22 protein-coding genes are annotated in these 25,280 nt (G+C 71.3%); 13 read left to right on the top strand and 9 right to left on the bottom strand.

Annotated elements, in window-relative coordinates; all coding sequences use genetic code 11:
* Positions 1 to 69 precede the first annotated feature (69 nt).
* Positions 70 to 2,166, top strand: a complete 2,097-nt coding sequence (locus AB0M83_RS35735) for a diguanylate cyclase (protein WP_364523988.1) — start codon at positions 70 to 72, stop codon at positions 2,164 to 2,166.
* A gap of 6 nt (positions 2,167 to 2,172) precedes the next feature.
* On the opposite strand, the gene AB0M83_RS35740 is transcribed toward AB0M83_RS35735, so the two are convergent.
* Positions 2,173 to 2,835 (bottom strand): nitroreductase family protein, encoded by a 663-nt coding sequence (locus AB0M83_RS35740; protein ID WP_364523990.1) that lies wholly within the window; start codon positions 2,833 to 2,835, stop codon positions 2,173 to 2,175.
* 220 nt (positions 2,836 to 3,055) lie between these two features.
* Between AB0M83_RS35740 and AB0M83_RS35745 the strand changes: the two genes are divergently transcribed.
* Both AB0M83_RS35745 and AB0M83_RS35750 read left to right on the top strand, forming a co-directional pair.
* Positions 3,056 to 3,475 (top strand): hypothetical protein, encoded by a 420-nt coding sequence (locus tag AB0M83_RS35745; RefSeq protein WP_364523992.1) that lies wholly within the window; start codon positions 3,056 to 3,058, stop codon positions 3,473 to 3,475.
* Between the two features lie 31 nt (positions 3,476 to 3,506).
* The gene (locus AB0M83_RS35750; RefSeq protein WP_364523994.1) at positions 3,507 to 5,600 is read left to right on the top strand and encodes a (Fe-S)-binding protein; all 2,094 of its coding nucleotides are present in this window, start codon (positions 3,507 to 3,509) and stop codon (positions 5,598 to 5,600) included.
* Between the two features lie 3 nt (positions 5,601 to 5,603).
* On the opposite strand, the gene AB0M83_RS35755 is transcribed toward AB0M83_RS35750, so the two are convergent.
* The gene (locus AB0M83_RS35755) at positions 5,604 to 7,106 is read right to left on the bottom strand and encodes a CBS domain-containing protein (RefSeq protein ID WP_364523996.1); all 1,503 of its coding nucleotides are present in this window, start codon (positions 7,104 to 7,106) and stop codon (positions 5,604 to 5,606) included.
* Between the two features lie 154 nt (positions 7,107 to 7,260).
* Here AB0M83_RS35755 and AB0M83_RS35760 point away from each other — a divergent pair, with 154 nt between their 5' ends.
* The 6 genes from AB0M83_RS35760 (at position 7,261) to AB0M83_RS35785 (ending at position 13,860) form a co-directional block, all read left to right on the top strand.
* Entirely contained in the window at positions 7,261 to 7,815 is a 555-nt protein-coding gene (locus tag AB0M83_RS35760) for an FHA domain-containing protein (RefSeq protein WP_364523998.1), read from the top strand.
* Positions 7,816 to 8,384: 569 nt separating this feature from the next.
* The gene (locus AB0M83_RS35765) at positions 8,385 to 9,689 is read left to right on the top strand and encodes a sugar ABC transporter substrate-binding protein (RefSeq protein ID WP_364524000.1); all 1,305 of its coding nucleotides are present in this window, start codon (positions 8,385 to 8,387) and stop codon (positions 9,687 to 9,689) included.
* Entirely contained in the window at positions 9,686 to 10,672 is a 987-nt protein-coding gene (locus AB0M83_RS35770; RefSeq protein ID WP_364524002.1) for a sugar ABC transporter permease, read from the top strand. Before AB0M83_RS35765 ends, AB0M83_RS35770 begins: the two co-directional genes overlap by 4 nt.
* A complete protein-coding gene (locus tag AB0M83_RS35775) occupies positions 10,669 to 11,499 on the top strand; it encodes a carbohydrate ABC transporter permease (protein ID WP_364524004.1) in 831 nt (276 codons plus the stop codon). Before AB0M83_RS35770 ends, AB0M83_RS35775 begins: the two co-directional genes overlap by 4 nt.
* Positions 11,500 to 11,514: 15 nt before the next feature.
* On the top strand, positions 11,515 to 12,945 hold the full coding sequence (locus AB0M83_RS35780; protein WP_364524006.1) for a glycoside hydrolase family 3 N-terminal domain-containing protein: 1,431 nt from the start codon (positions 11,515 to 11,517) through the stop codon (positions 12,943 to 12,945).
* Positions 12,946 to 13,089: 144 nt separating this feature from the next.
* The gene (locus AB0M83_RS35785; protein ID WP_364524008.1) at positions 13,090 to 13,860 is read left to right on the top strand and encodes a hypothetical protein; all 771 of its coding nucleotides are present in this window, start codon (positions 13,090 to 13,092) and stop codon (positions 13,858 to 13,860) included.
* A 374-nt stretch (positions 13,861 to 14,234) separates the two neighbouring features.
* Here the strand turns inward: AB0M83_RS35785 and AB0M83_RS35790 are convergent, their stop codons facing one another.
* Entirely contained in the window at positions 14,235 to 14,780 is a 546-nt protein-coding gene (locus AB0M83_RS35790) for a winged helix-turn-helix domain-containing protein (RefSeq protein WP_364524010.1), read from the bottom strand.
* 75 nt (positions 14,781 to 14,855) lie between these two features.
* Between AB0M83_RS35790 and AB0M83_RS35795 the strand changes: the two genes are divergently transcribed.
* The gene (locus AB0M83_RS35795) at positions 14,856 to 16,079 is read left to right on the top strand and encodes an MFS transporter (protein ID WP_364524012.1); all 1,224 of its coding nucleotides are present in this window, start codon (positions 14,856 to 14,858) and stop codon (positions 16,077 to 16,079) included.
* Here AB0M83_RS35795 and AB0M83_RS35800 read toward each other — a convergent pair.
* From AB0M83_RS35800 to AB0M83_RS35815, 4 genes are all read right to left on the bottom strand, one after another.
* A complete protein-coding gene (locus AB0M83_RS35800; protein ID WP_364524014.1) occupies positions 16,055 to 16,405 on the bottom strand; it encodes an MmcQ/YjbR family DNA-binding protein in 351 nt (116 codons plus the stop codon). The genes AB0M83_RS35795 and AB0M83_RS35800 overlap by 25 nt on opposite strands.
* A 64-nt stretch (positions 16,406 to 16,469) precedes the next feature.
* On the bottom strand, positions 16,470 to 17,900 hold the full coding sequence (locus AB0M83_RS35805; protein WP_364524016.1) for a DUF1996 domain-containing protein: 1,431 nt from the start codon (positions 17,898 to 17,900) through the stop codon (positions 16,470 to 16,472).
* 648 nt (positions 17,901 to 18,548) lie between these two features.
* Positions 18,549 to 19,448 carry a hydroxymethylglutaryl-CoA lyase gene (locus AB0M83_RS35810; RefSeq protein ID WP_364524018.1) on the bottom strand — a complete coding sequence of 300 codons (900 nt, stop codon included), beginning with the start codon at positions 19,446 to 19,448 and terminating at the stop codon, positions 18,549 to 18,551.
* A 2-nt stretch (positions 19,449 to 19,450) separates the two neighbouring features.
* A complete protein-coding gene (locus AB0M83_RS35815) occupies positions 19,451 to 20,659 on the bottom strand; it encodes a CaiB/BaiF CoA-transferase family protein (RefSeq protein WP_364524020.1) in 1,209 nt (402 codons plus the stop codon).
* 116 nt (positions 20,660 to 20,775) lie between these two features.
* Here AB0M83_RS35815 and AB0M83_RS35820 point away from each other — a divergent pair, with 116 nt between their 5' ends.
* The gene (locus AB0M83_RS35820; protein WP_364524022.1) at positions 20,776 to 21,570 is read left to right on the top strand and encodes an IclR family transcriptional regulator; all 795 of its coding nucleotides are present in this window, start codon (positions 20,776 to 20,778) and stop codon (positions 21,568 to 21,570) included.
* Between the two features lie 158 nt (positions 21,571 to 21,728).
* A complete protein-coding gene (locus AB0M83_RS35825; RefSeq protein ID WP_364524024.1) occupies positions 21,729 to 23,123 on the top strand; it encodes an MFS transporter in 1,395 nt (464 codons plus the stop codon).
* Here AB0M83_RS35825 and AB0M83_RS35830 read toward each other — a convergent pair.
* Both AB0M83_RS35830 and AB0M83_RS35835 read right to left on the bottom strand, forming a co-directional pair.
* Positions 23,092 to 23,607 carry an AAA family ATPase gene (locus AB0M83_RS35830; protein WP_364524026.1) on the bottom strand — a complete coding sequence of 172 codons (516 nt, stop codon included), beginning with the start codon at positions 23,605 to 23,607 and terminating at the stop codon, positions 23,092 to 23,094. The genes AB0M83_RS35825 and AB0M83_RS35830 overlap by 32 nt on opposite strands.
* 300 nt (positions 23,608 to 23,907) lie before the next feature.
* The gene (locus AB0M83_RS35835) at positions 23,908 to 24,525 is read right to left on the bottom strand and encodes a sigma-70 family RNA polymerase sigma factor (protein ID WP_364524028.1); all 618 of its coding nucleotides are present in this window, start codon (positions 24,523 to 24,525) and stop codon (positions 23,908 to 23,910) included.
* A 233-nt stretch (positions 24,526 to 24,758) separates the two neighbouring features.
* On the opposite strand from AB0M83_RS35835, the gene AB0M83_RS35840 reads away from it, so the two are divergent.
* On the top strand, positions 24,759 to 25,163 hold the full coding sequence (locus AB0M83_RS35840; RefSeq protein WP_364524030.1) for a pyridoxamine 5'-phosphate oxidase family protein: 405 nt from the start codon (positions 24,759 to 24,761) through the stop codon (positions 25,161 to 25,163).
* Positions 25,164 to 25,280: the final 117 nt, after the last annotated feature.

The raw sequence follows: 25,280 nt of genomic DNA on the forward strand, positions 1-25,280 counted from the left end.
GACGCAATTCCGCGCCAAGATATATCGGCTACCCGACCGGAGTGCTGACCGGACCCAGGACAGGCTGAGGTGACTGCTCCCCATCCCCGCGGTGACGACCCGCGGAAGAAGCCGTCCGCCGAACGTGCGGCGAGACGGCTCGGCACGGTGGCGCGCAAGTGGGGCTACCTGATCAGCACGACCGCGTACCTGCCGCACACGCCCGAGGAGATCGAGCGCGAGCTGGCGGTGCTGGCCGGCCGGTTGTTCGAAGCGGTGGCGAGTGACCCGCCGGAGCTCGAGGAGGCCGCGGCCGCGGGCGCGCGGCTCGTCGAGCTGCGCTGCGTCGGCGCGGACAGCCTGCGCCGCACCCTCGAGGTGCTGGGCAAGGCGCTGCTGCGCGAGCCGGAGCTGCGCCGGGTCGACGGGCTGGCCGAGCGGGTCGTGCTGGTGCTCGGCGCGCTCAGCTCGGGCTACGGCGAGACTTTGCGCGAAGACATCCAGAAGCGCCAGGAAGGCCTCAGCCGGGCGCTGCTGAAGGTCGAGCAGGAGACGCGGCAGAAGCAGGCCATCACGCGCGCGCAGTTCGAAGAGGTGTTCTCCGGCTCGGCCAGCGGCGTCGCGCTCACCGAGCTGGACGGCCGCGTGCTGCGCGCCAACGCGGCGCTCGCCAAGACACTCAACCGCACGCCTGCCGAGATCGCCTCGGTGACCCTGTTCGACCTGGTCCACCCGGAGGACGTCGAACAGCTGCGGGAGGCCTACGCGGAGCTGGTGGCCGGCCGGCTGCACCGGCTGCGCGCCGGACGCCGGCTGATCGGCAAGGACGGCGAGCCGATGTGGGCCACGTTCGCCGCGTCGGTGATCCGCGACGCGGTCGGCGCGCCCCGGCAGCTGATCACCATCGTCGACGACGACACCGAGGTGTCGCTGCTGCAGCGGCGCCTGTCCCACCAGGCCCTGCACGACGTGCTGACCGCGCTGCCGAACCGGCAGTTCTTCAGCACTCGCCTGGAGAACCTGCTGCGCGACGCCGACGCGTCGCTGGGTGTCACGCTCTTCCACCTCGACCTCGACGGCTTCTCGCAGATCACCGGCGGGCTCGGCCAGGACCTCGGCGACCGGGTGCTGCGCGCGGTCGCCGCGAAGCTGAAGGCCGCCTTCGAAGGAGAGAAGGCGCTCGTCGCGCGGCTCGGCGGCGACGAATTCGGCGTGCTGGTGCAGAACACCGCGGACACGCCGGGTGTGCTGGCGCTCGTCCGCCGGATCACCCACGAGCTCGCGGAGCCGGAGTACGTGGACGGGCACCGCGGGGTCGCGGTGTCGGCCAGCATCGGCGTCGTCCACCGGCCGCCCCGCGACATCACGCCGGCCGAGTTGCTGCGCGCGTCCGACCTGACGCTGCGCCGCGTGCAGCGGGCCGGGGCCCAGTGGGGCCTGTTCGACCGCGAGCTGGATCGCCGCGACCGCCACGACTTCGGCCTCGCGGCGGCGATGGCGGGTGCCTGGGAAAACGGCGAGCTCGAGGTCGGCTTCCGGCCGCTGGTGGCGGCGGTCGACGGCTCGGTCGTGGGCGTCGAGGCGCGGCTGCGCTGGAACCACCCCACCGAAGGTGTGCTGCCGCACGAGACGTGCGTGCGGCTGGCGGGGGAGACGGGACTGCCCTCGGGCACGTGGCTCCTGCGCACGGCGGTCGAACGGTTCGCGGCGGCCGAGGTCGCCGTGCCGCTGACCGTGGAGCTGACAGCCCACCAGGCCGCGGACGCGGAGCTGGTCGGCGAGATCCGCGGCGTGCTCGAGTCCACCGGCCTGGCGCCCGGCCGCTTGCGGCCCGGGTTCCCCTCGGCGACGCTGCTCGCCGACTCCGGCGACGCGGCCGACAACCTCAAGGTGCTGGCGGAAATCGGCGTGGACGCCGAAATCCACGGCTTCGGCGATGTCACCTCCCTCGTCGAGTTCCCGGCCCGGGCGGTCCGCGTGGCGGCGAACCTCGTGGCCCGCCGCGAGCACCCGCTGGTGGATCGTTCGCTGACGGCGCTGGTCGAAGCGGCGCACCTGGCCGGCGCGGAGGTCGCCGTGACCGGGATCGACAGCGCGGAGCAGGCGCAGTGGTGGCGTGAGCGGGGCGCGGACCGGTTGTCGGGGACGCTGTTCACCGAGGTGCCGGACGGCCTGCCCGCCTGCTGAACCCGCTCAGATCCGCACCAGCACCTCGTCGAGGGACTTGCGCCGCAGGTCCGGCACCACGCAGTCGTCGGCCGGGTAGCCGACCGGGATGACCGCGAAGGCCCGTTCGTTGCGGGGCCGGCCGAGCAGCTCGCCGAGGAACCGCATCGGCGACGGCGTGTGCGTCAACGCCGCCAGCCCGGCCACCTGCAACGCCGTCAGCAGCATGCCGACCGCGATGCCCACCGACTCGTCGACGTAGTAGTGCTTGTGCACGCCACCGCCGTCGTCGAGGGCGAACCGTTGCTGGAACACGACGATCAGGTACGGCGCGTCGGTCAGGTGGGGCTTCACCGCGTCCGTGCCCAGGGGTTGTAGCGCGTCGAGCCACTCGTCGCCGAGGCGGCCCTCGTAGGAAATCCGTTCCTCCGCTTCGGCGGCTTCCCGGATCTTCGCGCGTACCGCGGGATCGGTGACGAGGACGAACGTCCACGGCTGCTGGTGAGCGCCGCTGGGGGCCGTGGAGGCCACCGCGATCGCGTCGAGCACCGCGCGCTCGGGGACCGGGTCGGGGGAGAACATCCGGACCGAGCGCCGCGCTTCCATCCGCTGCCGCAGGGCGGCGGCCTCGGCGACGGCTTCGGCGGCGGGCACGCGGGCCGGCCGGTACGGGACGGGTCGATAGGTCATGGCCGGATTGTGGCGGGGAACACCGGTGCGCCATCAGGGCCGATCGTGCGATCCGCGAAACAGCCGCGTTCGCTGTACGGACAGTAAGGTCATCCTTCCCTCGATTTTTACGTCGAACAGACCAGAAGAACTAGGCTGTTCGGTCCTGTCGCGTGCAGTGACCTCCTCATTACCCTCCAGTAGATCAGTGGTGCCGATCACAGTCGCCGGAGGAGGCCCCATGGCGTCGCGCGTCCGAGGACCCGGCTCCGAAGACCGGCGCGAACTACGGCTCAGGCACATCGCCGGCTGCCTCTCCTGCACCCTCAAGTGCGGGTACTGCGGGCTGCCGGTGCGGCTCACCGGGCCGGGGGCACACCCCGGCTACGGCGTGGTCGAAGAAGTCACCGGGGAACTGGTGCTGCTGCACCGGTTCTGCCGCGGCGCGCTCGGGCGCTGCCGGACGCGGGGGTGCGTGCTGCGGCGCGCCCACCTCGGCCGCGCGACCGAGCAGTACGAAACCGGCCGCCGCCGTCCCGGGCGCTACCAGCGCCTCGGCGTCCGGCGGTCGCCCGACCTCGATCTGTACCGGAAACACTGGCGGGTCGCGAAGATGCGGTACGCGTGCCAGGCGTGCCGCTACTACACCGGCTCGCACTGAGCCGTTCCTTCAAGCACGTCACGGAGGACTCGTGCTCGTTCGCCTCATCCTCGGCCTGCTCATGACCGTCGTCGGCCTCGCCGTCGCCGGCAAGCGGGTGGCCTTCCTGTACCGGCTGATCAAGGCCGGCCAGCCCGACACCAAGCGGTCGGACGACCTCGGCGCCCGCGTGTTCGCGCAGGTGCGCGAGGTGTTCGGCCAGCGCAAGCTGCTGAAGTGGTCCGTGCCCGGCCTGGCGCACTTCTTCACGTTCTGGGGCTTCGTGATCCTCGCTTCGGTGTACCTCGAGGCGTACGGCGCGCTCTTCGACGAGAAGTTCGCGATCCCGTGGATCGGGCACTGGCCGGTGCTCGGCTTCCTGCAGGACTTCATCGCCGTCGCCGTGGCCGTCTCGCTTGGGGTGTTCACGGTGATCCGCATCCGCAACGCCCCCGCGCGCAAGGACCGCGCGTCGCGCTTCTACGGCTCCCACACGGGCGGCGCGTGGCTGATCCTCTTCATGATCTTCAACGTCGTCTGGACGATGTTCTTCTTCCGCGGCGCGTCCGCGGCGTCCGGCAACTTCCCGTACGACAACGGCGCGTACGTCTCCCTCGGCGTCGGGAACCTCCTCGAGCCGCTCGGCCATTCGACCACCGAGGTGCTCGAGACGATCGGCCTGATGCTGCACATCGGCGTCATGCTGGTGTTCCTCTCGATCGTGCTCTACTCCAAGCACCTGCACATCTTCGTGGCGCCGATCAACGTCTCGGCGAAGCGCCTGCCGGACGGGCTCGGGCCGCTGCTGCCGATGGAGTCCGGCGGCAAGCCGATCGACTTCGAGGACCCGGGCGAGGACGACACGTTCGGCCGCGGCAAGATCGGCGACTTCACGTGGAAGGGCATGCTCGACTTCGCCACGTGCACCGAGTGCGGCCGCTGCCAGTCGCAGTGCCCGGCGTGGAACACCGGGAAACCGTTGTCGCCCAAGCTCGTCATCATGAACCTGCGCGACAACCTCTTCGAGGAGGCGCCCTACATCCTCGCGGGCACCGAGCACGAGGGCGCGCGCCCGCTGGTCGGCCCCGAGGACGATGGCGGCGTCATCGACCCGGACGTGCTCTGGTCGTGCACCACCTGCGGCGCGTGCGTGGAGCAGTGCCCGGTGGACATCGAGCACGTCGACCACATCGTCGACATGCGCCGCTACCAGGTGATGGTCGAGTCGGCGTTCCCGACCGAGCTGGGCGGGCTGTTCAAGAACCTGGAGACCAAGGGCAACCCGTGGGGCCAGAACAACTCCGAGCGGCTGGCCTGGACGAAGGACCTGGACTTCGACGTCCCGGTGTTCGACGGCGAGCTCGCGGAGGACGTCGAATACGTCTACTGGGTCGGCTGCGCGGGCGCGTTCGACGACCAGGCCCGCAAGACGGTCCGCGCCACGGCGGAGCTGCTGCACATCGCCGGCGTGAAGTACGTGGTGCTCGGCAAGGAGGAGTCCTGCACGGGCGACCCGGCGCGGCGCGCGGGCAACGAGTTCCTCTTCCAGATGATGGCGCAGCAGACCGCCGAGACGCTCAACGCCGTGTTCGAGGGCCGCGAGCCGCGGCTGCGCAAGATCGTCACGACGTGCCCGCACTGCCTCAACACGCTGGGCCGCGAATATCCGGATCTGGACGGGCACTACGAAGTCGTCCACCACACGCAGCTGCTCAACCGGCTCGTGCGCGGTGGCCAGCTGACGCCGGTCAAGGCGGTCGAGGACGGCCCTCGCGTGACGTACCACGACCCGTGCTACCTGGGGCGCCACAACAAGGTCTACACGCCGCCGCGCGAGCTGGTGGGCGCGACGGGCGCGACGCTCGAGGAGATGCCCCGCCACGCGGACCGGGCCCTGTGCTGCGGCGCGGGCGGCGCGCGCATGTGGATGGAGGAGCAGATCGGCAAGCGCATCAACCTCGAGCGCGTGGACGAAGCGATCGCGACCGACGCGGAGACGATCGTGACGGGCTGCCCGTTCTGCCGGGTGATGCTGACCGATGGGCTGGTGCAGCGGCAGAGCGAGCAGAAGGCCGAGAACGTCGACGTCCGCGATGTGGCGCAGCTGCTGCTGGAGCGGGTGAAGGCGCCGGCGCCGAAACCCTGACGCTCACTGGTCGACGGCCTTGATCGTCGCGCAGAACCCTTCGATGGCGGCGAGGTCCTGCTCCGGGACCTCGTCGCCGGAGAAGTGCATGAGGTCGTTCCTGATCCGGCGCGCTTCCTTGAGCAGGTCGAGGAACGCCCCGTGGTCGAGCGGCCAGTCCAGCAGATCGAAGTGGTGCTGCTCCTCGAAGAGGCGCACGTAGTTGCCGAACGTCGGGTTCCCGTTCGCCCACTTGGGCGCGACGCGGTCGAGCAGGTCCTCGGGCAGGCTGCGCTTGGTCTGTCGGCGCAGCCGCAGCTCCGCCTCTTCGAGCAGGGAGAACGGGCGGGCCAGCGCGCCGAACTGGCGGGCGAGATCGTTGGCGGTCACGACCCCGATGAGCCTCCGGCGGTCTTCTCCGCGGACGAAGACGTAACCGTGCCGGTAGATCTCGTCGATCTGCGCGAACAGCTCGTCATCGAAGTCGATGACCCGGACCTGGGTGGTGGCGTCCCGCAACGTCGGCTCGGCGTTCGTCAAGCGGGCCCGGCCGATCGATTCCCAGCTGACCGCGCCGACGCAGAAGCCGTCCTCATCCGTCACCGCCAGCTGGGAGTAGTTCTTGGCCAGCATGAGCGTCACCGCGGTGGAGAGCGGCTTCCCGGCCGTGACGGCCACGATGGCGGGCTGGTCCGGCAGGACCGCCCGCACCATCCACTTGGCCGGCAGGTCGTCCAGCGCCTCGACCTCGGGTGGATCCGCTTCGGAGTCCGTCGTGCCCGGCTCGTCGGCGACCGGGACCAGTTCGACGACCGCGTCCATCCGGGACGTGGTGAAGGCCGGCTTGGTCGTGACGCCGTGCTCGGCCAGCTCGGATTGAACGGTCACCAGGGACGTCGCGGTGCGCCGCCGGTAGCCCCACAGGGACAGCAGGGCCCGGACGGTCAGCTTCACCGGTGCCGTGCCGGTCTCGACGGCTTCCCACAGGTCGGCCTGGGTGGCGTCGGGATCGAGGTTCGCCGCGGCGTGCCGCCAGCCCGGGTCCGACCGTGCGGCCGCGATTTCCCCGATCCGCCGGGCGGCCTCGTGGCGGCTCAGCCGACACACCGTGAGCAGGGAACCGAGGCTGCCGCGCAGGTCGGGGCCGAACTCGCCGGGGTCGACGTCGGTCCGGAGCCACCGGACCGGCCGTGCGTGCCGGCAGTCCGGCGTCGCGCCGGGGCGGAAGTGGTACGACCCGGTGACCTCCCCGATGGCGAACCGCCGGACGTTCTTGAGCGGCATGACGACGAGGTCGCCCTCGCTCATTTCCCGGTAGAAGCGCCACAGCTGCCCGGCCCAGTTCCCGACCACGTAGTCCGACCGCTGCGGGTAGCACTCCCGAAGCCCGGCCTTGAGCGCTTCCCGGGTGGCGAACCCGCCGAGAGCGGGGACGCCGCCCCAGCCGACGATCGCGAGACCTTCGGCGAGGGACTCCTGGTCGCGCTCGCCCTGCCTGCCCGCGCGGACTTGCCAAGCTGACTTCATCGTTCTCCCGGTTTCTGGGGCCGGATCGGCTTACGCACCCAGTCGGTCGAGGGAGGATGATCGTCGCCCGAAAGCCGCCCGGTTCACCCGTTCGGGGCGCATCTTTCCGCCGCGGCGCGGCTCTGTCCGGAGTCGGGACGTGGTGGGAGGGGCGATGGGGCAGCGGGGAACAGCGACGATCGAGACGCTCGGCGGCGCGGTCGCGCGACTGGAGGTGCGGCGGGGCTCGTGGCTGGTCGGGCGCGCCCCCGAGGCGGACCTGAAGCTGTATTCGGACCGGGTGAGCCCGCGGCACGCGTGGCTCCGGCGGGACGCGCGCGGCACCTGGGTGTCCGACGCGGGCTCGCGCGCCGGCACGCTCGTCAACGGCGAGGCGCTGGCCCCGAGGCAGGCGCGGCTGCTGCACGACGGCGACCGCGTGTCCTTCGGGCCGATCACCACCGTGTTTTCGGACGTCGGCGCGGCCGGCGAAGAGCGGCCGGTGTTCGAGGTCGTCCCCGCGGAGCGGACGGGTACCGTCGCGCTGGTGCTCGGGCCGGTCCTGGTCGTGACCGGCTTCGCGCTCGGGGCGGTGCGGGTGCTGCGGCACTTCGGCGCCGGGCCGGAGTTCGGTGCCGCCCTGCTGGCGGCGGGCCTGCTGGTGACGGTGCTCGGCGTCGTGCTCGCCCGCCGGCGGAAGGCGCGGCCACGCCGCTTCCGCTCGAGGTGATTCCGCGCGAACTCACCGCCTCTGGACAGGCGGTCCGTCGGGCGCCCCCGTCCGAAGGCGCCCAGCGGCCGCTGCCGTCCACAACCCGCGGGTTCCGGCGGAGTAAGCCGACCTGGCCGCCCCGGCACCGGCCGACGGGCGTGGTGCCCCGGTCAGACGTCTTGAATGAGTCATTCAGGACCTCCCAAGACCTGAATGACTCATTCAAGACGTTCGAATCCGGCCGCGGTGGAGGCTGGCCGAACCGCGACTTCGCGCAAGACCGCCGCCCGGGGGAGCCGTTCCCAGGGCGGATTTCGTTGCGCCGACCGGGTGGCCGTGGGGTGAATCGCGCGTGGCCACCGGTGAAAAACGTTCCGGACACCCTCCTATTCGGACGACTTCCCCCGCAGGTCGCGGCGAGGCCGGTGACCGTCCGGCTACTCCGCGTCAGACTCCCCGGTGCGTTTACAACGTTCCGGCAACCGCCTTGACAGGGCCTGTGGTACGTACCACTCTAACCCCAACATTGGTCTACACCATTTGGGGCGCCTGGCCACGGTGGCCGGGCATGGAAAGGACGGCATCGAGTGAAACGCTGGCTCAAGCTGGCGGCGGGCGCCGCCGCAGTCACCCTCGCGACCGCAGGCTGCGCGGGCTCCAGCGGCACCGACACGGCCGCTTCGTCGAGCGGTGCTCCCGCGCCGATCACCGGCGACGTCACGGTCTGGCTGATGACCGGCTCCGCGCCGGCCACGCTGACCGACGCGCTCAACAAGGAGTTCGAAGCCGCCCACCCGGGCGTCAAGGTCAAGTACGAAATCCAGCAGTGGGACGGCATCCAGCAGAAGCTGACCACCGCGCTCGCCGGCGGGACCCCGCCGGACGTCATCGAGATCGGCAACACGCAGACCGCGGCGTTCGCCTCGAACGAAGGCGTGCTGACCGACCTGACCGCCGACAAGGACAGCTTCAACGGCGCGCAGTGGCTGAAGGGGCTCGCGGACTCGGGCACCTACGAAGGCAAGGTCTACGGCGTCCCGTTCTACGCGGCGAACCGCGAGGTCATCTACCGCAAGGACATGTTCGAGCAGGCCGGCATCACCAAGACGCCGACGTCGAACGACGAGTGGATCGACGCGATCACCAAGCTGAAGACGAAGTTCGGCTCCGACCCGGACTTCCAGGCCCTCTACATGCCGGGTCAGAACTGGTACTCGCTGCTGTCGTTCATCTGGGACAACGGTGGTGACATCGCCCAGCCCGACGGCAAGAAGTTCAAGGCGACGCTGGACAGCGCCGGCGCGAAGGCGGGCCTCGAGTTCTACAAGAAGCTCGTCGACACCTCCGGCACCAAGGCGCCGAAGGACGCCGACGAGGCCAAGCCGCAGCAGGCGACCGTCTACGGCGGCGGCAAGGTGGCCATGATGATCGGTCTCCCGTGGGAGCTGCCGACGGCCGCCAAGACGGACCCGAGCCTGACCGCCAAGACCGGCGCGTTCGCGATCCCGAGCAAGACCGCCGGCCAGACCGCCCCGGTCTTCCTGGGCGGCTCCAACCTGGCGATCCCGGCCAACAGCAAGAACGTGGCCGCCGCCAAGGAGTACATCAAGCTGCTCTCCAGCCCGAAGTACCAGAGCCAGCTCGCCGCCGCCGGCGTCGTGCCCGGCACGTCGACCGACCTCACCGGCCTGGACAAGGACCCGCTGGGCAGCGTGATGGCGAAGGCCTCCACCAACGGCAAGGCCGTGCCGGCCAGCCCGCAGTGGGGTGACGTGGAGTCCGGCCAGAACCCGGTCAAGGACATGCTGACCGCGTACCTGACCGGCAAGAAGACGCTCGACCAGGCGACCGCCGACGCCAACGCAGCGCTGAACAAGCTCATCGGCGGATGACAGCGACCGCCAATGTGACGATGCCGGCGGGGGCGACCCCGCCGGCATCGCCGCGCGACACGCGGGCCAAGAAGCGCAGGCGGGGCCGGTTCGGCGACCGGGTGCTCCCGTACCTGCTGCTGCTTCCCGCGCTCGCCGCGATCCTGGTCCTGCTCGCCTGGCCGCTGGTCCAGGTGCTCGCGATCAGCTTCCGCAAGCTCGACATCGGCCAGCTGGTCTCCGGCAAGACCGTCTGGATCGGGTTCGACAACTACACGAACACGCTCTCGGACCCGGAGTTCTGGACGGTCACCTTCCGGACCCTGGTCTTCACCGCCGCCATCGTGGCCGCCACCATCCTCGGCGGCCTGCTGCTGGCGGTGCTCATGCGCCACCTCGGCCCGGTCGTGCGGATCATCGTGCAGGTCACGCTGGTCCTGGCGTGGGCGACGCCGGTGATCGCGACGACCACGGTGTTCCAGTGGATCTTCGACGAGCAGTACGGGATCCTCAACAAGACCCTCGACCGCCTCGGCTTCCACGGCTTCATCGGCTTCTCGTGGTTCTCCAGCGGCGCCAGCACGCTGTCGGTGATCGGGCTGCTCATCGTGTGGCAGGCCGTGCCGTTCGTGACGTTCTCGCTGTACGCGGGCATCATCGGCGTCTCGCGCGAGCAGTACGAGGCCGCCGGCATCGACGGCGCCAGCGCGTGGCAGACGTTCCGCGCGGTCACCTGGCCCGCGATCAAGCCGATCACCACCATGGTCACCTTCCTGTCCGTGCTGTGGGACTTCAACGCGTTCGCCCAGATCTGGGCGATCCGCGAAGGCGGCCCCGACGGCGGAAGCACCACCCTGGCCGTCGTGCTCTACCTCAAGGGCATCGCGGGCAACCACTTCGGCGCGGCGGCCGCGATCGCGACGCTGATGCTGATCGTGCTCGCGCTCATCACGGGCCGGTACATCCAGCTGCTCACCCGGACCCGGGAAGGTGATCTGTCGTGAAGAAGTCGCTCTCGCAGCGGATCGTGCTCTCGGTGGTCGGCGTGCTCGTGGCACTGGCGATCGTCTTCCCGACGTACTGGATGTTCGTCACGTCGCTGCGGACGCCCGGCGAGATCCTCTCGCCGAAGTACGACCTGATCCCGACGTCCTTCTCGTTCGGCAACTTCGCCACGGCGCTGGGCAAGGACAACTTCCCGACGTACCTGCTCAACAGCCTGATCGTCACGGTCGGCTCGGTGCTGTGCGCGCTGGTCGCCGGGACCCTGGCGGCGATCCCGCTGTCGCGGCTGCGCTTCACCGGCCGCAAGGGCTTCCTGGTGCTGGTCATGGTGGCGCAGCTGGCGCCGGTGTCGGCGCTGTTCATCCCGCTGTTCCTGCTGATGCGGGACGCGGGGCTGCTCAACACGCTGCCGTCGCTGCTGCTGATCTACTTCGCCACCACGCTGCCGTTCACGGTCTGGATGCTCTACGGCTTCGTCAACGGGATCCCGTACGAGCTGGAAGAAGCCGCGATGATCGACGGCTGCAGCCAGACCGGCGCGTTCCGCCGGGTGACGCTGCCGCTGCTCGGCCCGGGCCTGGTCACCACGTCGGTGTTCAGCTTCATCACCGCGTGGAACGAGTACCTGTTCGCCCTGGTGTTCATCCGGGACAAGCCGAAGGAGACGCTGCCGGTGTGGCTGGCGTCCTTCCGCACGGCGTTCGCCACCGACTGGGGTGGCGTCATGGCCGCGTCGGTCATCTACGCGATCCCGGCGCTGGTGTTCTTCCTGCTCGTGCAACGCAAGCTCGTGTCCGGCGCGACCGCCGGCGCCGTGAAGGGGTAGCCGTTGTCTTCGGATGTGGCAAAGCTCGCCGAGGCAGTCCTCCTGCCCGGGTTCGCCGGGACCACCGCGCCGGACTGGCTGCGCCGCCGGATCGCCGGCGGCCTGGGCGGGGTGGTGCTGTTCGGCCGCAACGTCGTCGACGACGAGCAGGTCGCCGCGCTCACCGCCCAGCTGCGGGGCGAGCGGGACGGCGTCGTGGTCGGGATCGACGAAGAGGGTGGCGACGTCACCCGCCTCGACGTCAACACCGGGTCGTTCGTGCCGGGCCCGCTGGCGCTCGGCGCGGCCGACGACCCGGAGCTGACCACGGCGGTCGCCGCCGCGCTCGGCGAGCGGCTGGCTGCGTGCGGGGTGACGCTGAACCTCGCGCCGTGCGCGGACCTGACCCTGGCAGCCGAGGACCCGATCATCGGCGTCCGGGCGTTCGGATCCGACCCGGCGAAGGCGTCGCCGCACGTCGCGGCCTACGTGACCGGCCTGCAGAAGTACGGTGTCGCGGCGTGCGCGAAGCACTTCCCGGGCCACGGCGCGGCGACCGAGGACTCGCACGTCGCGCTGCCGGTGCTGCCGCGGACCGTCGAAGAGCTGCGGGAGATCGAGCTGGTCCCGTTCGCCGCGGCGATCCGGGCCGGGGTGCGGTCGGTGATGTCGGGCCACCTGGTCGTGCGGGCCTGGGGCGACGAGCCGGCGACGCTCAACCGGACAGCTCTCACCGACGTCCTGCGCGGCGAGCTCGGCTTCACCGGCGCGGTGATCACCGACGCCCTGGAGATGGGTGCGGTTTCGGGCGCGTACGGCAAGCACGACGGCCTCGGCCGCTCGGCCGTGCGGGCCCTGGCCGCGGGCGCGGACGCGCTCTGCCTCGGGGGCGCGGCGTTCGAGGCCGAGCACCTGGACGCGTGCGTCGCGGCGATCGTGGCCGCGGTCGCGGCGGGGGAGCTGCCCCTGGAGCGGCTGGCGGAGGCTGCGTCGCGGACGGCGGCGCTGGGCACCGACCCGGCGCCGGCTTCGGTGGGCCCGGTGGACCGGCGGCTCGGCCTGGAGGCGGCCCGCAAGGCGCTTCGGGTGCAGGGCGAGCCGCGGTTGGACGGGCCGCCGCTGGTCGTCGACGTCCAGACCGAGCCGACCATCGCGGCCGGCCCGATGCCGTGGGGCCTCGGCGCGCACCTGGCCGAGCTGGTGCCGGGCACGCGGACGCTCACCGCGACACCCGGCGACGCCGACGCGGTCCTCGAAGCGGCCCGGGACTTCCGCAGTGTCGTCGTGGTGACCCGGGAGGCGCACCGGCACCCGCGGGTGCGCGAGCTGCTCAGCGCGCTGTCCACTGTGGACTACATCCGGGTGGAGACCGGCGTGCCGGGCCCCGCGGACGGCGACGGCCCGCGAATCGACACGTTCAGCGGCTCCTACGTCAGCCTGCGCGCGGCGGCCGAGTACCTGGCCTGAGTTCCCCGTGGTGAAGCCCCGCCGGTGTTCCGGCGGGGCTTCGTCCTTTTCGCCGCATCTTCACAGCGCGTTCGCGCGTTTGTACGGGCCTTGTACCGGCGGTCGCCATGCTGTCCCCACAACGAATCCCGGAGGGACGGACAAATGAGAATTCGGATCGGGAAGCGGGCGGCCGGCGTGGCCGGCATCGCCGTGGCGATCGTGCTCGCCGGCGCCACCCCGGCCCTGGCGGCCACCGGCACGGTGCACACCGACTCGGGCGCGCCGCTGACCGTGCGCTCGGCCCCGAGCACCGGCGCGAGCTCGGCCGGCACGGTCGCCGACGGCGCCGCCGTGGACATCGACTGCCAGACCACCGGCGAGACGGTCACCGGCAAGTACGGCACCAGCAACATTTGGGACCACGTGCCGGGCGGCTACATCACCGACACCTACGTCTACACCGGTTCCGACGGCCGGATCGCGCCGGACTGCACCGACGTGCCGACCCCGCCGGCCGCGACCTGCAGCACCTCCGGGCTGGGCGACCTGAACACCTGCGCCCAGGCGGTCACCAAGGCGAAGTCGCGGGTCCACACGAACTACGACTCGTCCTACGACGGCTGGTGCGACCGCATCAACGCCCAGAACTACGGCTTCTCCGCGAGCGGCTCGACCACGGCGTACGTGCACTGGACGCAGATTCCCAGCGCGTACAAGCACCCGAACAGCACGGACGTCCCGGCGGGCGGGCTGGCGTTCTTCTCCAACGGCGGCGCGGGCCACACGATGATCTCCATCGGCGGCGGCAAGTTCCTGTCGAACGACATCAATGGCGCGGGCACGTACACCGAGACGACGATCGCGCAGATCAAGAGCAAGTGGGGCCAGACCTACCTCGGCTGGTCGCAGCCGTGGTTCAAGGTGAACCACTGACGCATCACCGACGCGGCTCTCGCCGGCCCTGGGGGTGGGCGAGAACCGCGCCGGTCGGAGACCACTTCGCCGAGCGGTGGATCCCGCTCGGCGAGCCGAGAGGGATGTCTCTCTTCGGCTGCGCGGGGACTCCCGAGTGGCAGGGCCAAGCCCCGCCACTCCGGCGGGACCGGCAGCGATCCCCGGCTCGGCGGCCACAGCGTCACCGCGGCCCCGGCCACCATCCCCGGCCGGGGCGAGCGAGCCGGCCCCCTGCCCACCTCCCCCGGGCAGGGGGCCTTCGCGCGTGCCCTGGCCTTGACCGCACTGGGGCTCGCCGCGGGTGGGCCGCTGCAGTGAATGACTCATTCCTGGCGCCGGACGCCAGGAATGAGTCATTCACTGCGTTCGGAGGCCTCGCGCTTCACGTGGTGCAGTACGAAAATCCCGCCCACCGCCGGGCGGTCCGACCGTTCGTGGTCGGTTGCCACGTACTCGTCCAGCACCGCCAGGATCCGCCGGTCCAGCTCCTCGATCTCGTCGGGGGACAGGTGCAGCAGGAACTTCTCGTGCACCGCCACCGACTCCGGTCCCGCCGCTTGGATCTCCTCCTGGAAGATCTCGATCGGCGCGAACCGCGTCTCGGCGTCGGCTTCGGCCAGGGGACCGTCCAACCACCACGTCTCGTTGTTCGACTTGTACGGCTTCTCCAGCGCGCCGCTCGCTCCCGTGCGGACCGGCGCCTGCTCCAGCAACCCCGCCGACACCAGCTGGCGGACGTGGTGCAGGACCGTGCCGGGGTCGCGGCCGAGGCGGTCGGCCAGCTGCTTGTTCGTCAGCTCCTCGACCAGGCACATCCGCATGATGCGCAGCCGCAGCGGGTGGCCGAGGGCCTTGGCCTCCTCCGGCGTCGCCGGGCGCCGGCGGCGGGGTTCCGTCATGAGCGGAGCGTAGTCCATCGATGGAATCGGGTCACATCGATGGAGAAAAGCCCATCGATGTGCGATCCTCCACCAATGAACTCCGTGTTCTGGCGGTTGTGGTCCGCCGCCGGCCTGTCCAGCCTCGCCGACGGCGTCCTCAAGGTCGCGTTGCCGCTGGTCGCGGTCGGCTACACCCGGGAGCCCGCCCTCATCGCCGGGCTCGCCTTCGCCTTCAGCGTGCCGTGGCTGCTGTTCGCGCTGCCCGCCGGCGCGCTGGTCGACCGGCTCGACCGCCGACGCGCGATGCTCGTCGCCAACCTCGTGCGCGGCGCGCTGCTCGCCGGCGTCACGCTGCTGACCGTGTTCGGCGGGGGATCGATCTGGGTGCTGTACGTCGCCGCCGTGGGCGTCGGGTGTGCCGAGACGATCTACGACACCGCCGCGCAGTCGATCGTTCCGCAGGTCGTCGGGCGGGAGCAGCTGGCCCGCGCCAACGGCCGCATGTTCGCCGCCGAGCAGACGGCCAACGAGTTCGCCGGCCCGCCCCTCGCCGGCGTGCTGGCCGCGGCCGGGGTCGTCGCCGCGCTCGGCACGCCGGTGGCGCTGTGGGCCGTCGCGGTCGCGGCGCTGCTGCTCGTGCGCGGCGAGTACCGGATCCCGCGCGAGAAGCACACCACCCTGCGTGCGGACATCGCCGAAGGCGTGCGTTTCCTGCTGCGCCATAGGGTGTTGCGGACGTTCTCGGCCATGGTCGGCACGTTCAACTTCGCCACCGGCGCGACCTTCGCCGTCGTGGTCCTCTACGCGGTGGGCCCGGGTTCGCCGATGGGCCTGTCCGCACCGGCCTTCGGGCTGCTGATGGCCACGAGCGCCGCGGGCGGGCTGGCCGGGTCGCTGGTCGCCGAGGTGGTGGAACGCCGGTTGGGCCGCGTCCGCACGCTCTGGATCTCCTGGCTCACCGGCGGGCTTTCGGTCGGCACGCTCGCGGTGACCGCGAACCCGTACGCCGTCGCGGGTGGCTTCTTCGTCGGCGGCGCGGGCGTCATGGTGTCCAACGTCGTCATGGTCTCGCTGCGCCAGCGGCTCACCCCGGACGGGTTGCTGGGCCGGCTCAACAGCAGCTACCGGCTCGTGGCGTGGGGGACCAAGTCCCTCGGGGCGCTCGCGGGAGGCGTGATCGCGCAGGCTTTCGGGCTGCACGCGGTGTTCGTGCTCATGGCGGTGCCGGCCTTCGCCGTGCTCGCGGGCCTGCTCGTCATCACCGAAGACGCGCTCGCCGCCGCCGAGCGGGATCAGAGCGGGTGGGTCTCCGCGTAGGCCGCCCAGACCTTCTTCGGCACGCACATCCGCCAGGCGTCCAGGACGAGCTCGCGCATCTCGTCCGCGTCGATCGCCGCGAGGCGGCAGCGCACCCACTGGTAGCGCAGATCCGACGGCTCGGGCATGAGGAACTTCTCCGGTTCGCCCGCGACCAGCGCTTCCCGCTGGTCGCGGGGAAAACCGAAGCCCATCTCGGTCTCGTCCCGCGAGAGCGCGACGAACACGATCTGCCCGACGCGGAATTTGGCCCGGTCGCGCACGACCGCCTCGTAGGCGCGGGGGAGCGTCAAGGCGAACGCGCGGACCTCGTCACCGGTGACCATGCCGGTCATTCAACCGCAGGAACCGGCGGCGCGGGGTGCTCCGCGCCGCCGATTCCCGGGAGTGTCACGCCCGGCAGGTCTTACCGCGGTTCACGCAGTTGACGAGCCCGCTCATGATCCGCTGCGACATCACGTTGGCGAAGTCGTCGTGGTCGGAACCCGGGTTGTGCTTCTCCTGCGGGAAAGCGTCCACTTTGTACTGCTTCTTGACCTGGATGTCGTGCGGAATGTCGTAGGTCAGCGAGATCTGCAGCTGCGGGACGGCCTTGAACCCCTTGGCGCACCGGCCGAACTGGTCCGGGAACACGATGTGCGTGCGGTGGTTCGCGCTGTCGGTGTTCTGCCCGTCCCAGCAGCTCGGGAACGTGTGGATCCGCTTGACCTTGCTGTTCTGCGGGCAGATCGGGTACTTGTCCGTGACGCGGTTCTCGAACCCGCTGCACGTCCAGCTCGCGCGGGCGTTGGCCGGCCCGTTGGTCGACACCTTCGCGTCGCCGTAGAGCACGCGCAGGAACTTCGGCATCGCCACGACCTTGCCGGCCGGGCTGCCGCGGAAGGTGATCTGCACCTTCTGCGGGCGCAGGATCTCGCCGTCGTTGCCCGGCAGCTCGTTGTTCTCGTCCTGCCCGGGGAGCGCGCCGCCCGCGGTGCTGCTCGGCGGCGGGGTGGGCGTCCCGGTGTCCTTGCCCGGCTTCGGCGCGCACGGCGCGAGGCCGCCGAGGTCCTTCGGTTTCGGCGCGAACCGGGCGATGATGGTGGCGATCCGCTCGAGGATCGCGGCGCGCCGGTCCTTCAGCGGGCCGAGGATGGCGTTCTGCACGAAGTTCGCGCCGCCTTGGCCCTGCGTCTGCGCGACGCGCTTGTTGGCCTCGTCGGTCTGCGTGTCGAGCTGGTCGAGGTTGTCGCCGACCTCGGCCATAGCCGGGTCGGGGACGTCGGTGAGCTTGCTGGCGACGTCCGGGCACGCGACCTGGACGGTCTTGGCCTCCTGGTCGGCCTGCGCCCGTTCGTTGTCTGGCGCCTTGGCGGGCTCGTTCTTCTCTTCCTCGCCGGTGTCGATGCGCACGACGGGCCAGAAGTAGGCGGACTTGTCGCCGTTGCGGCACGTGGTGCCGGCCTTGACGAGGCTCTTGTTGTTCGAGTCGGCGTTCGTCGAGAGGTTGCCGACGTAGTCGTGCAGGTGCTGCGCGCCGTTGCGGACGCCGGGCTGCGCGATGAAGTTGTCGGGGTTGAAGTGGCCGTTCTCGTTGCGGCCGCAGTCGACGGTGAACGTGCCGGTCGACGCGCCGTAGACCGGGCGCGGGTCGAACTGGTTCGGCTGAACCGTGAGGATGTCGACGAAGAACGCGGGGTTGGCCTCGTCGGCGCTCGCCTCACCGGTGTTGCCGGTGGTCGTCGCGACGACGATACCGCCGACCGCGACCGCGAGGGCGAGGCCGCCGGTCGCGATCTTCGTTCTGCGGGAAATGCGATGGCGCCCTTGGGTGCGGGACATGGGTGGATCCTCCGGGGTGTCGGGCTGGCGGGAATGCGCGACACTGGCGGCACGAGCCCAGGCTCGTGCTCACCAGACTGAGACATTCGAAAGCAGCGTCGGCGGGACGGACGATTCCCGGCCGGCCACTGACCCGACATCAGTGGGTGCGCCGCCACCTGCCCGTGGCCGCGCCGTCAACCGGCTGGTTATCGTTCCGTGATGGAAGCTACACCGGGGTTTGACACCGGGCAAGAAGAAATTATCGGCAATTACCAACCGTCAGGCCGGGGTTCCGTTTCCGTAGTCGCGAGTGCTCGCGAAAAGGCGCCGGAAATAGCGGAAGAATGGCGTACGCGAAAAACGCGGGCGCGACGGCCCGCACCTGGATCACGCTGGGTTGCCGCGCGTGTCCCTCTCCGGCGTACTCGGGTGTGCGCCCATCCTGGGCCGCTGACCGGGGCGTTGTCCAGCTTCGGCGGGTGTGGCGAAAAACTTTGAACCGACCTGAACCCGCATCCGTATACCAGAGTGAGGCCTTCCGAATGCCCGCCGGTCGAATACCCGCCGACGCGGGAGAATCCGTGCCCGTGACCGCCGCCCCGAAAAGCCATGAACGACTCATTCACCTCGTCCGGCGCGGTGAACGACCCGTTCATGACATCCGGGTCAGCGCAGCGCGGCCGGGACCGCCGGAATCGCGGACAGAGCCGAGCCCAGGCGGTGGCCCACCGCGAGCCCGATCTGATCGCGCAGCTCGGCCAGCTTCACCACGTCGAGGCCCGTCGCGATGCCTTCACGGTGGAAGAAGTCGACCAAGTCGTCCGTCGCCACGTTGCCGGACGCGCCCGGCGCGAACGGGCAGCCGCCGAGGCCGCCCAGGGCCGCGTCGAACCGGCGGATGCCCAGGCCCAGCCCTTCCCACGCGTTCGCCAGTGCCAGCCCGTACGTGTTGTGCAGGTGCAGGCCGAGCGGGACGTCCGGCAGCTCGTCGCGGACCGCCGACACGACCGTGCGCAACTGGCTCGGCCGAGCCGCGCCGATCGTGTCGGCGAGGTGGACCACGCGGGCGCCCAGCCGGCCCAGCCGCGCGGCGACGTCGGCGGTGCGGTCCGGGTCCGTGTCGCCGTCGAACGGGCAGACGAACGCCGTCGCCACCGAAGCTTCGATGGCCACTCCCGCCTCCGTGAGCAGCGAAGCGCACCCGGCCAGCCGGTCGAGCGCCGCGGCCGTCGGCACGCCCGCGTTGGCGACGCTGTGCCCGTCGCTCGCGGACACGACCAGCCGCACCGTCCGGGCGCCCGCGTCGATCGCCTGCCGCGCCCCGCGTTCGGTGAACACCAGCGTGTGCAGCGCCGCCGGCGCGTCCAGCAGCGTCTTCAGCACCTCGCCGGTGCCGGCCATCTGCGGCACCCGGCGCGCGGAGACGAACGACCCGACTTCGAGGGATCGCACGCCCGCGTCGATGAGGCCGCGCGCGAGCCGGACCTTTTCGTGCGTCGGCAGGGTGACGGCCTCGTCCTGCAGGCCGTCGCGCAGCACGACCTCGGTGAGGAGCACTTCGGTCATGGTCAGATCACTCCGTTCTCGCGGAGGCGGGCGACCGCCTCGCCGGTGACGCCGAGCTCGGCGAGCACGGCCTCGGTGTGTTCGCCGAGCTCCGGCCCGAGCGCGCGGGTGCGGCCGGGGCGCTCGGTCAGCGTCGGCACGATGCCGGGGAACGTGACTTCGCCGTCGTGGCCGGGTACGCGGTGCCGCTCGTGCATGCCGCGGGCCTCGAAGTGCGGGTCCTTCGCGATGTCCGCGGCGGTCAGGATCGGTCCACACGGGACGGACGCCCCGCGCAGCACGGCTTCGGCGGCTTCCTGGGTGAGCGTCGCGGTCCACGCGCCGATCGCGTCGTCGAGCAGCCCGGCGTGCTCGACCCGGCCGGCGTTGTCCGCGAGCCGCGGGTCGCCGGCGAGGTCGTCGCGCCCGATGGCGCGCATGAGCCGGCGGAAGATCGCGTCACCGTTGCCGCTGACCACGATGTACTTGCCGTCGGCGCAGCGGTAGGTGTTGGACGGCGCGACCCCGGGCAGCGCGGAGCCGGCCGGGGCGCGCTCGACGCCGGACACCTCGAAGTCCGGGAGCAGCGACTCCATCAGCGAATAGACGGCTTCGTACAGCGCGACGTCGACGACTTCACCCGGGGTGGCGCCCGGCTCGCGGTCGCGCCGAAGCAGGCCCATCAGCGCGCCGATCACCGCGTAGAGCCCGGCGACGGAGTCGGCGAGGCTGACCCCGACGCGCGTGGGCGGCCGGTCGGGGTAGCCGGTGAGCGCGCGCAGGCCGCCGATCGCCTCGGCGACGCCGCCGAAGCCCGGCCGGTCGCGGTACGGGCCGGTCTGGCCGTACCCGGAGACGCGGACGACGACCAGCCGCGGGTTGAGCGCGCGCAGCTCGCCGGGGCCGAGACCCCAGCGTTCGAGGGTGCCGGGGCGGAAGTTCTCCAGGAGGACGTCGCTGCGGGCGGCGAGCGCGCGGACGAGCTCCTGGCCTTCGGGGCGGCGCAGGTCGACGGTCACCGAGCGCTTGTTGCGGCCGAGCGTGCGGAACAGCAGTGATGTGTCGCCGTCGTGCAGCCGCCAGCGCCGGAGCTCGTCCCCGGTGCCCGGGCGTTCGACCTTGACGACGTCGGCGCCGAAGTCGGCCAGGAGCCGGCCCGCGGTCGGCGCGGCGATGAAGTTCCCCAGTTCGACCACCCGGATGCCCGCCAGGGGCCCGGTTTGCTGACTCATGCCCGACTCCAAACCACGATGTGAGTTGTATACCCAGAATACGGGTGAGTGTCGCGGAGTCAACGGCGTCGAGCGTGGATAGACTGTGCGGCACACCACGGGCACGGGGCGGGGCGATGGCAGAGGAAGAACGCAGCGGCACGACGCCGGTGCTCGTACTGCGCAAGTTCAAGCAGATCCTCGAGTCGTTCACGATCGACGACCCCGAGCTCACGCTGCAGCAGATCACCCGCTCGACCGGGCTGCCGGCGAGCACGTGCCAGCGGCTGGTGCACAACCTGGTGCGCGAAGGCTTCCTTGACCGCTACGACGACACCTACCGCGTCGGGCTCGGCCTGGTCCGCTGGGCGGCGCCGGGCACATTCGGCCTCGACCTGGTCCGGCTGACCCGGCCGGTGCTGCAGCAGCTGCGGGACGAAACGGGCGAGACGGCCTGCCTGTACGTCCGCGACGGCGCGTACCGGACGGTGATTTCGCTGGCGGAGTCCCGGCACCCGGTGGTGCGGCTGTTCGTGGTCGGCATGGTGATGCCGCTGCACGCGGGCTCGGCCGGGAAGGTGTTCCTGGCCTGGGACAAGCTGGCGGTCAAGGACGCGATCGGCCACGGCCTGGCCCGGTTCACCCCGCGCACGACGGTCGACATCGACCTGCTCACCGAGCAGCTCGGCCAAATCCGCGAGGCGGGGTACGCGGTCAGCTTCGAGGAGCGAGACCTCGGCGCGGCGTCGCTGAGTGCTCCGGTGTTCGGCCTGAACGGCGAGGTCAGCGCGGCGATCGGGATCGGCGCGCCGACCCAGCGCATGACGCCGGCGGACGTGCCGCGGCTGGCGCCGATCGTGGTCGAAGCGAGCCGGCGCGCCTCGGAGCGGCTCGGGTACCGGCCGGGTGTCGAGCAGGTCGCCGGGCTCTGAGTCTCGCGGGCGCCTCGTCGTGCCCGGTTCGTCCCGGCCTGCGGCTCGTTGCCCGTTAACGGATCCTGGGTGTGTCCCGCGTGTCCTTGACTCTGCGCCATCGCCGTCACATTATGGGTCGGCCAACCACATGGTGGAGAAGTCAAAGGAGACGACGGATGGCGAACATCCCCGACGCCGCCGTGCCGGACACCGGCACGATCGCGGGCCGGCTCGACCGGCTGCCCATCACCCGCACGCACCGCCGGGCCACCGTCGCCGTCGGGCTCGGCCTGTTCTTCGACTTCTACGAGGTCTTCCTCACCGGCGTGCTCAGCTCGGTGCTCGTCGAGGAGTTCTCCCTCACGAAGGCGGAGCTGCCGCCGCTGCTGGCGTCGACGTTCGTCGGCATGTTCTTCGGCGCCCTGCTGCTCGGCCGGCTCGCCGACCGGTTCGGCCGCCGCGGCGCGTTCCTGCTGAACCTCGGGCTCTACTCGCTCTTCTCGCTGCTCGGCGCGTTCAGCGGCAGCGCGCTGATGCTGCTGGTGACGCGGTTCTTCGCGGGCATCGGGCTGGGCGCGGAGCCGCCGCTGGCCGACACCTACCTCACCGACCTGCTCCCGGCGCGCAAGCGCGGCCGGTTCATCGCCTGGGCGTACACGCTCGCGTTCTGCGGCTTCCCGGTCGTCGGCTTCCTCGCCCGCGGCCTGACCGAACACGAGATCCTCGGCATCGCCGGCTGGCGCTGGCTGTTCGTGATCGGCGCGCTCGGCGCGGGCGCGGTGTTCCTGCTGCGGCGCGGCCTGCCCGAGTCGCCGCGGTGGCTGGAGTCCGTCGGCCGCACCGACGAGGCCGAGCACCTGGTGGCCGGGCTCGAAGCCGAGGCACGCGGCGGCGTCAATGAGAATCCCGCCCCGCCGCGCGGCACCACCCGCAGGCGCGCCGCCGCGCCGGTGCGGGAACTGTTCGGCCCTGCGCTGCGCCGCCGCACCTGGATGATGGTCGTGTTCCAGATCCTGCAGACGCTCGGCTACTACGGCTTCGGCACGCTGGTGCCGCTCGTGCTGGCCGCCAAGGGGTACGCGCTTTCGCAGTCGCTGCTGTTCGCCGCGCTGACCTACCTCGGTTACCCGGTCGGCTCGGCGTTGTCGCTGCCGCTCGTGGAACGCTTCGAGCGCAAGTACCTCGTGGTCGCCTCGGTGCTGGCGATGGCGGTGTTCGGCATCGCGTTCGGCTACTCGGGTTCGATGGCGCTGATCCTCGTGTTCGGCTTCCTCTACACCGCGACCAGCAACGTGTTTTCGAACGCCTACCACATCTACCAGGCCGAAATCTTCCCGACGGCGTTGCGCTCGACGGCGTCGAGCGGCACCTATTCGCTTTCGCGGCTGGCGAGCGGCGCGATGCCGTTCGTGCTGGTGCCGCTGCTGAACTCGAGCGGCCCGACGGCGCTGTTCCTGGTCGTGGCCGGAGCGCTGGTGGTGGTGGCGGTGGACATCGCGGTGCTCGGCCCGCGCACGACCGGCCGCCGCCTGGAGAGCGTCAACGACGAGGCCGCGCCGCCGCTTCGATGACCGCGACGGCCTCGCCGACCGGCAACCGGGCGGTGTCGACGACGAGGCGGTCGCGGGTCCACGGCTCGTACTCCCGGCTCACGATCTGCTGCCACGTCGGCGGCACGAGATCCCGGATGCCGACGTCGCGCGTTTCCGCGCGGCGCCGGTGTTCGGCGGGGTCCGAGCAGACGATTTCGGTTTCGAGCACCCGCGCGCCGTGGCCGAGACCGGTGTCCCGCCAGGCATCGCGGGTGACGGCCAGCGGGTTGACGCACTCGGCGATCACGCTGACCCCGGTCCGCAGCAGATCGGCGGCGACCTCCCGCGCGACGACGTAGCCGACGGGCCCGAGCGGCTGTACCAGCGGAGTGGCGCGGACGATGGCCTGTTCGACGGTGTCGACCCGCAGGAAGGAGAACCCGGTGCGCCGGGCCAGTTCCGTGGCGACGGTGGTCTTCCCGGTGGCGGGCAGCCCGCCGACGACGATCAGCAGCGGAGGCACGGCCGCATGATCGCACGCCGCGGCGGCGGAGAGACGGCGCGGCCGCGCGGCCCCGGCTGGGGGCCGGCGGCGGATCGGTTGTGCCCGACAGATCAAGCCGGTCGTGGCCGGTGCGGGATGTCACGCGGTCCGGGGGGAGCGAAAGCGGTCGCAGCCGGACCGGTGGCGGTGCGGCGCATGGCTGGTGCGGGCGGCGGATCGGTGGCCGGTGGAGCGAACCGGGTCGCGGCGGGCACGGGATGCCGCGCGGCCGGGAACGCCGCATCGGAAGAGGCCAAGTCCCTCGATGCGGCTGCCTCGTCAGGAGGCCGCCCGCTTCTGGGCCACCAAGCCGCGCCGCAGGGTGGTCAGTGCCCGGTGCTGGGCGACGCGGACCGCTCCCGCGCTGCCCAGCCCCACCGCCGCCGCCGTCTCCTCGGCCGAAAGGCCCAAGATGATGCGCAGCACCAGAATCTCCCGCTGCCGCGGCGGAAGCGTGTCGAGCAAGTCCGCCGACCAGTCCAGGCCCGCGGCGCGCTCGACCTCTTCACCCGTCGGGTCGCCGCCCGTCCCGCGCTCGGCCGGGGGATCGGCCACCGGGCTCGTGCGGTCGCGGGCCCGGCGGCGGTGGAAGTCGGAAACCTTGTGCGCCGCGATGCCGAACACGAACGCCAGGAAACTGTCGGCCTCGTAGCGGTAGCCCGGCAGCGCGCCGACGACCGCCAGGAGCACCTCCTGCGCGCAGTCCTCGGCGTCCGACGAGCCGTCCTGCCACGTGCCGAGCCGGCCGAGGCAGTAGCGGAACACCGTCGGCCGCAGGGCGCGCAGCACACCCGCTATCCCGGCGCGGTGGCCGGCGATCGCGGACCGGACCAGCTCCGGGTCGAGGCTGAACGTCGCCGTGGGAGCGGGTTCACCCGTGGCGGACTGCGGCGGCATCGGGTCTCACCTCTCCTCGGCGACTGACGGTCACGACGCTAGGTGACACCGCGTGGCCGCCACACCGGCCGGGCGGCCGCCGCGGCCCGGGTCTTCCGGCCCTGGCGCGAGACCACGCGGCGTGCCTGCCGGGACCCCCCGGCCGGGCCGGGCCGAACGGCCCTACCGGCCGCCTCGGCCCACCACTCACGCTGGCGATCGGGATTTTTCACGGGCAGAAACGCAGGGACGCGATGGTGGACGACGTGGGCTTCGGGCTGCTGCTCGACCGGCAGCAGTGCCTGACCCTGCTGCGGACGGCGAGCCTCGGCCGGGTGATCTTCACCCACCGGGCCATGCCGGCCGTCCGGCCGGTGCGCTTCACCGTCGTCGGCGAGGCCGTCGTGTTCGCCGTCCCGACCGGCAGTCCTCTGTACGCGGGCGTGCGCGACGCCGTCGTCGCGTTCGAGGCCGACGACTTCTCCGCGGACTTCGGCGCCGGGTGGTACGTCAGCATCCTGGGCCGGGCCGCCGAGTCCCCGGGCGACGACGCCGCGATCGCCTGCCTGTGCCCGTGCCCCTCGCTCGCCGGCCGCCGCTTCCTGCGGATTCCGGTCGAGGCCGTGACCGGTCACCGCATCGCCTGCCACGCCGGGTAACGAAGCCGCTCCGCCGATCGACCCACCGGATGGACGAACCGGATTGGGCCGACACGGGCAGTCGCCTGTGGGACCCTTGACGGCCCGGGGACCACCCCGGGATCGGGCTCACGTGGG

The sequence above is a fragment of the Amycolatopsis sp. NPDC051106 genome, assembly GCF_040682775.1.
In the GTDB taxonomy this organism is placed as follows: Bacteria; Actinomycetota; Actinomycetes; order Mycobacteriales; family Pseudonocardiaceae; genus Amycolatopsis.

What these genes read in the sequence shown, in the direction of transcription:
- AB0M83_RS35745 (WP_364523992.1), top strand. Translation starts at nt 3,056, where the DNA reads ATGGCGTCGCGCGTCCGAGGACCCGGCTCCGAAGACCGGCGCGAACTA.
- AB0M83_RS35840 (WP_364524030.1), top strand. Translation starts at nt 24,759, where the DNA reads ATGGTGGACGACGTGGGCTTCGGGCTGCTGCTCGACCGGCAGCAGTGC.
- AB0M83_RS35740 (WP_364523990.1), bottom strand. Translation starts at nt 2,835, where the DNA reads ATGACCTATCGACCCGTCCCGTACCGGCCGGCCCGCGTGCCCGCCGCC.
- AB0M83_RS35820 (WP_364524022.1), top strand. Translation starts at nt 20,776, where the DNA reads ATGGCAGAGGAAGAACGCAGCGGCACGACGCCGGTGCTCGTACTGCGC.
- AB0M83_RS35815 (WP_364524020.1), bottom strand. Translation starts at nt 20,659, where the DNA reads ATGAGTCAGCAAACCGGGCCCCTGGCGGGCATCCGGGTGGTCGAACTG.
- AB0M83_RS35795 (WP_364524012.1), top strand. Translation starts at nt 14,856, where the DNA reads ATGAACTCCGTGTTCTGGCGGTTGTGGTCCGCCGCCGGCCTGTCCAGC.
- AB0M83_RS35755 (WP_364523996.1), bottom strand. Translation starts at nt 7,106, where the DNA reads ATGAAGTCAGCTTGGCAAGTCCGCGCGGGCAGGCAGGGCGAGCGCGAC.
- AB0M83_RS35810 (WP_364524018.1), bottom strand. Translation starts at nt 19,448, where the DNA reads ATGACCGAAGTGCTCCTCACCGAGGTCGTGCTGCGCGACGGCCTGCAG.
- AB0M83_RS35825 (WP_364524024.1), top strand. Translation starts at nt 21,729, where the DNA reads ATGGCGAACATCCCCGACGCCGCCGTGCCGGACACCGGCACGATCGCG.
- AB0M83_RS35800 (WP_364524014.1), bottom strand. Translation starts at nt 16,405, where the DNA reads ATGGTCACCGGTGACGAGGTCCGCGCGTTCGCCTTGACGCTCCCCCGC.
- AB0M83_RS35785 (WP_364524008.1), top strand. Translation starts at nt 13,090, where the DNA reads ATGAGAATTCGGATCGGGAAGCGGGCGGCCGGCGTGGCCGGCATCGCC.
- AB0M83_RS35805 (WP_364524016.1), bottom strand. Translation starts at nt 17,900, where the DNA reads ATGTCCCGCACCCAAGGGCGCCATCGCATTTCCCGCAGAACGAAGATC.
- AB0M83_RS35760 (WP_364523998.1), top strand. Translation starts at nt 7,261, where the DNA reads ATGGGGCAGCGGGGAACAGCGACGATCGAGACGCTCGGCGGCGCGGTC.
- AB0M83_RS35790 (WP_364524010.1), bottom strand. Translation starts at nt 14,780, where the DNA reads ATGACGGAACCCCGCCGCCGGCGCCCGGCGACGCCGGAGGAGGCCAAG.
- AB0M83_RS35770 (WP_364524002.1), top strand. Translation starts at nt 9,686, where the DNA reads ATGACAGCGACCGCCAATGTGACGATGCCGGCGGGGGCGACCCCGCCG.
- AB0M83_RS35835 (WP_364524028.1), bottom strand. Translation starts at nt 24,525, where the DNA reads ATGCCGCCGCAGTCCGCCACGGGTGAACCCGCTCCCACGGCGACGTTC.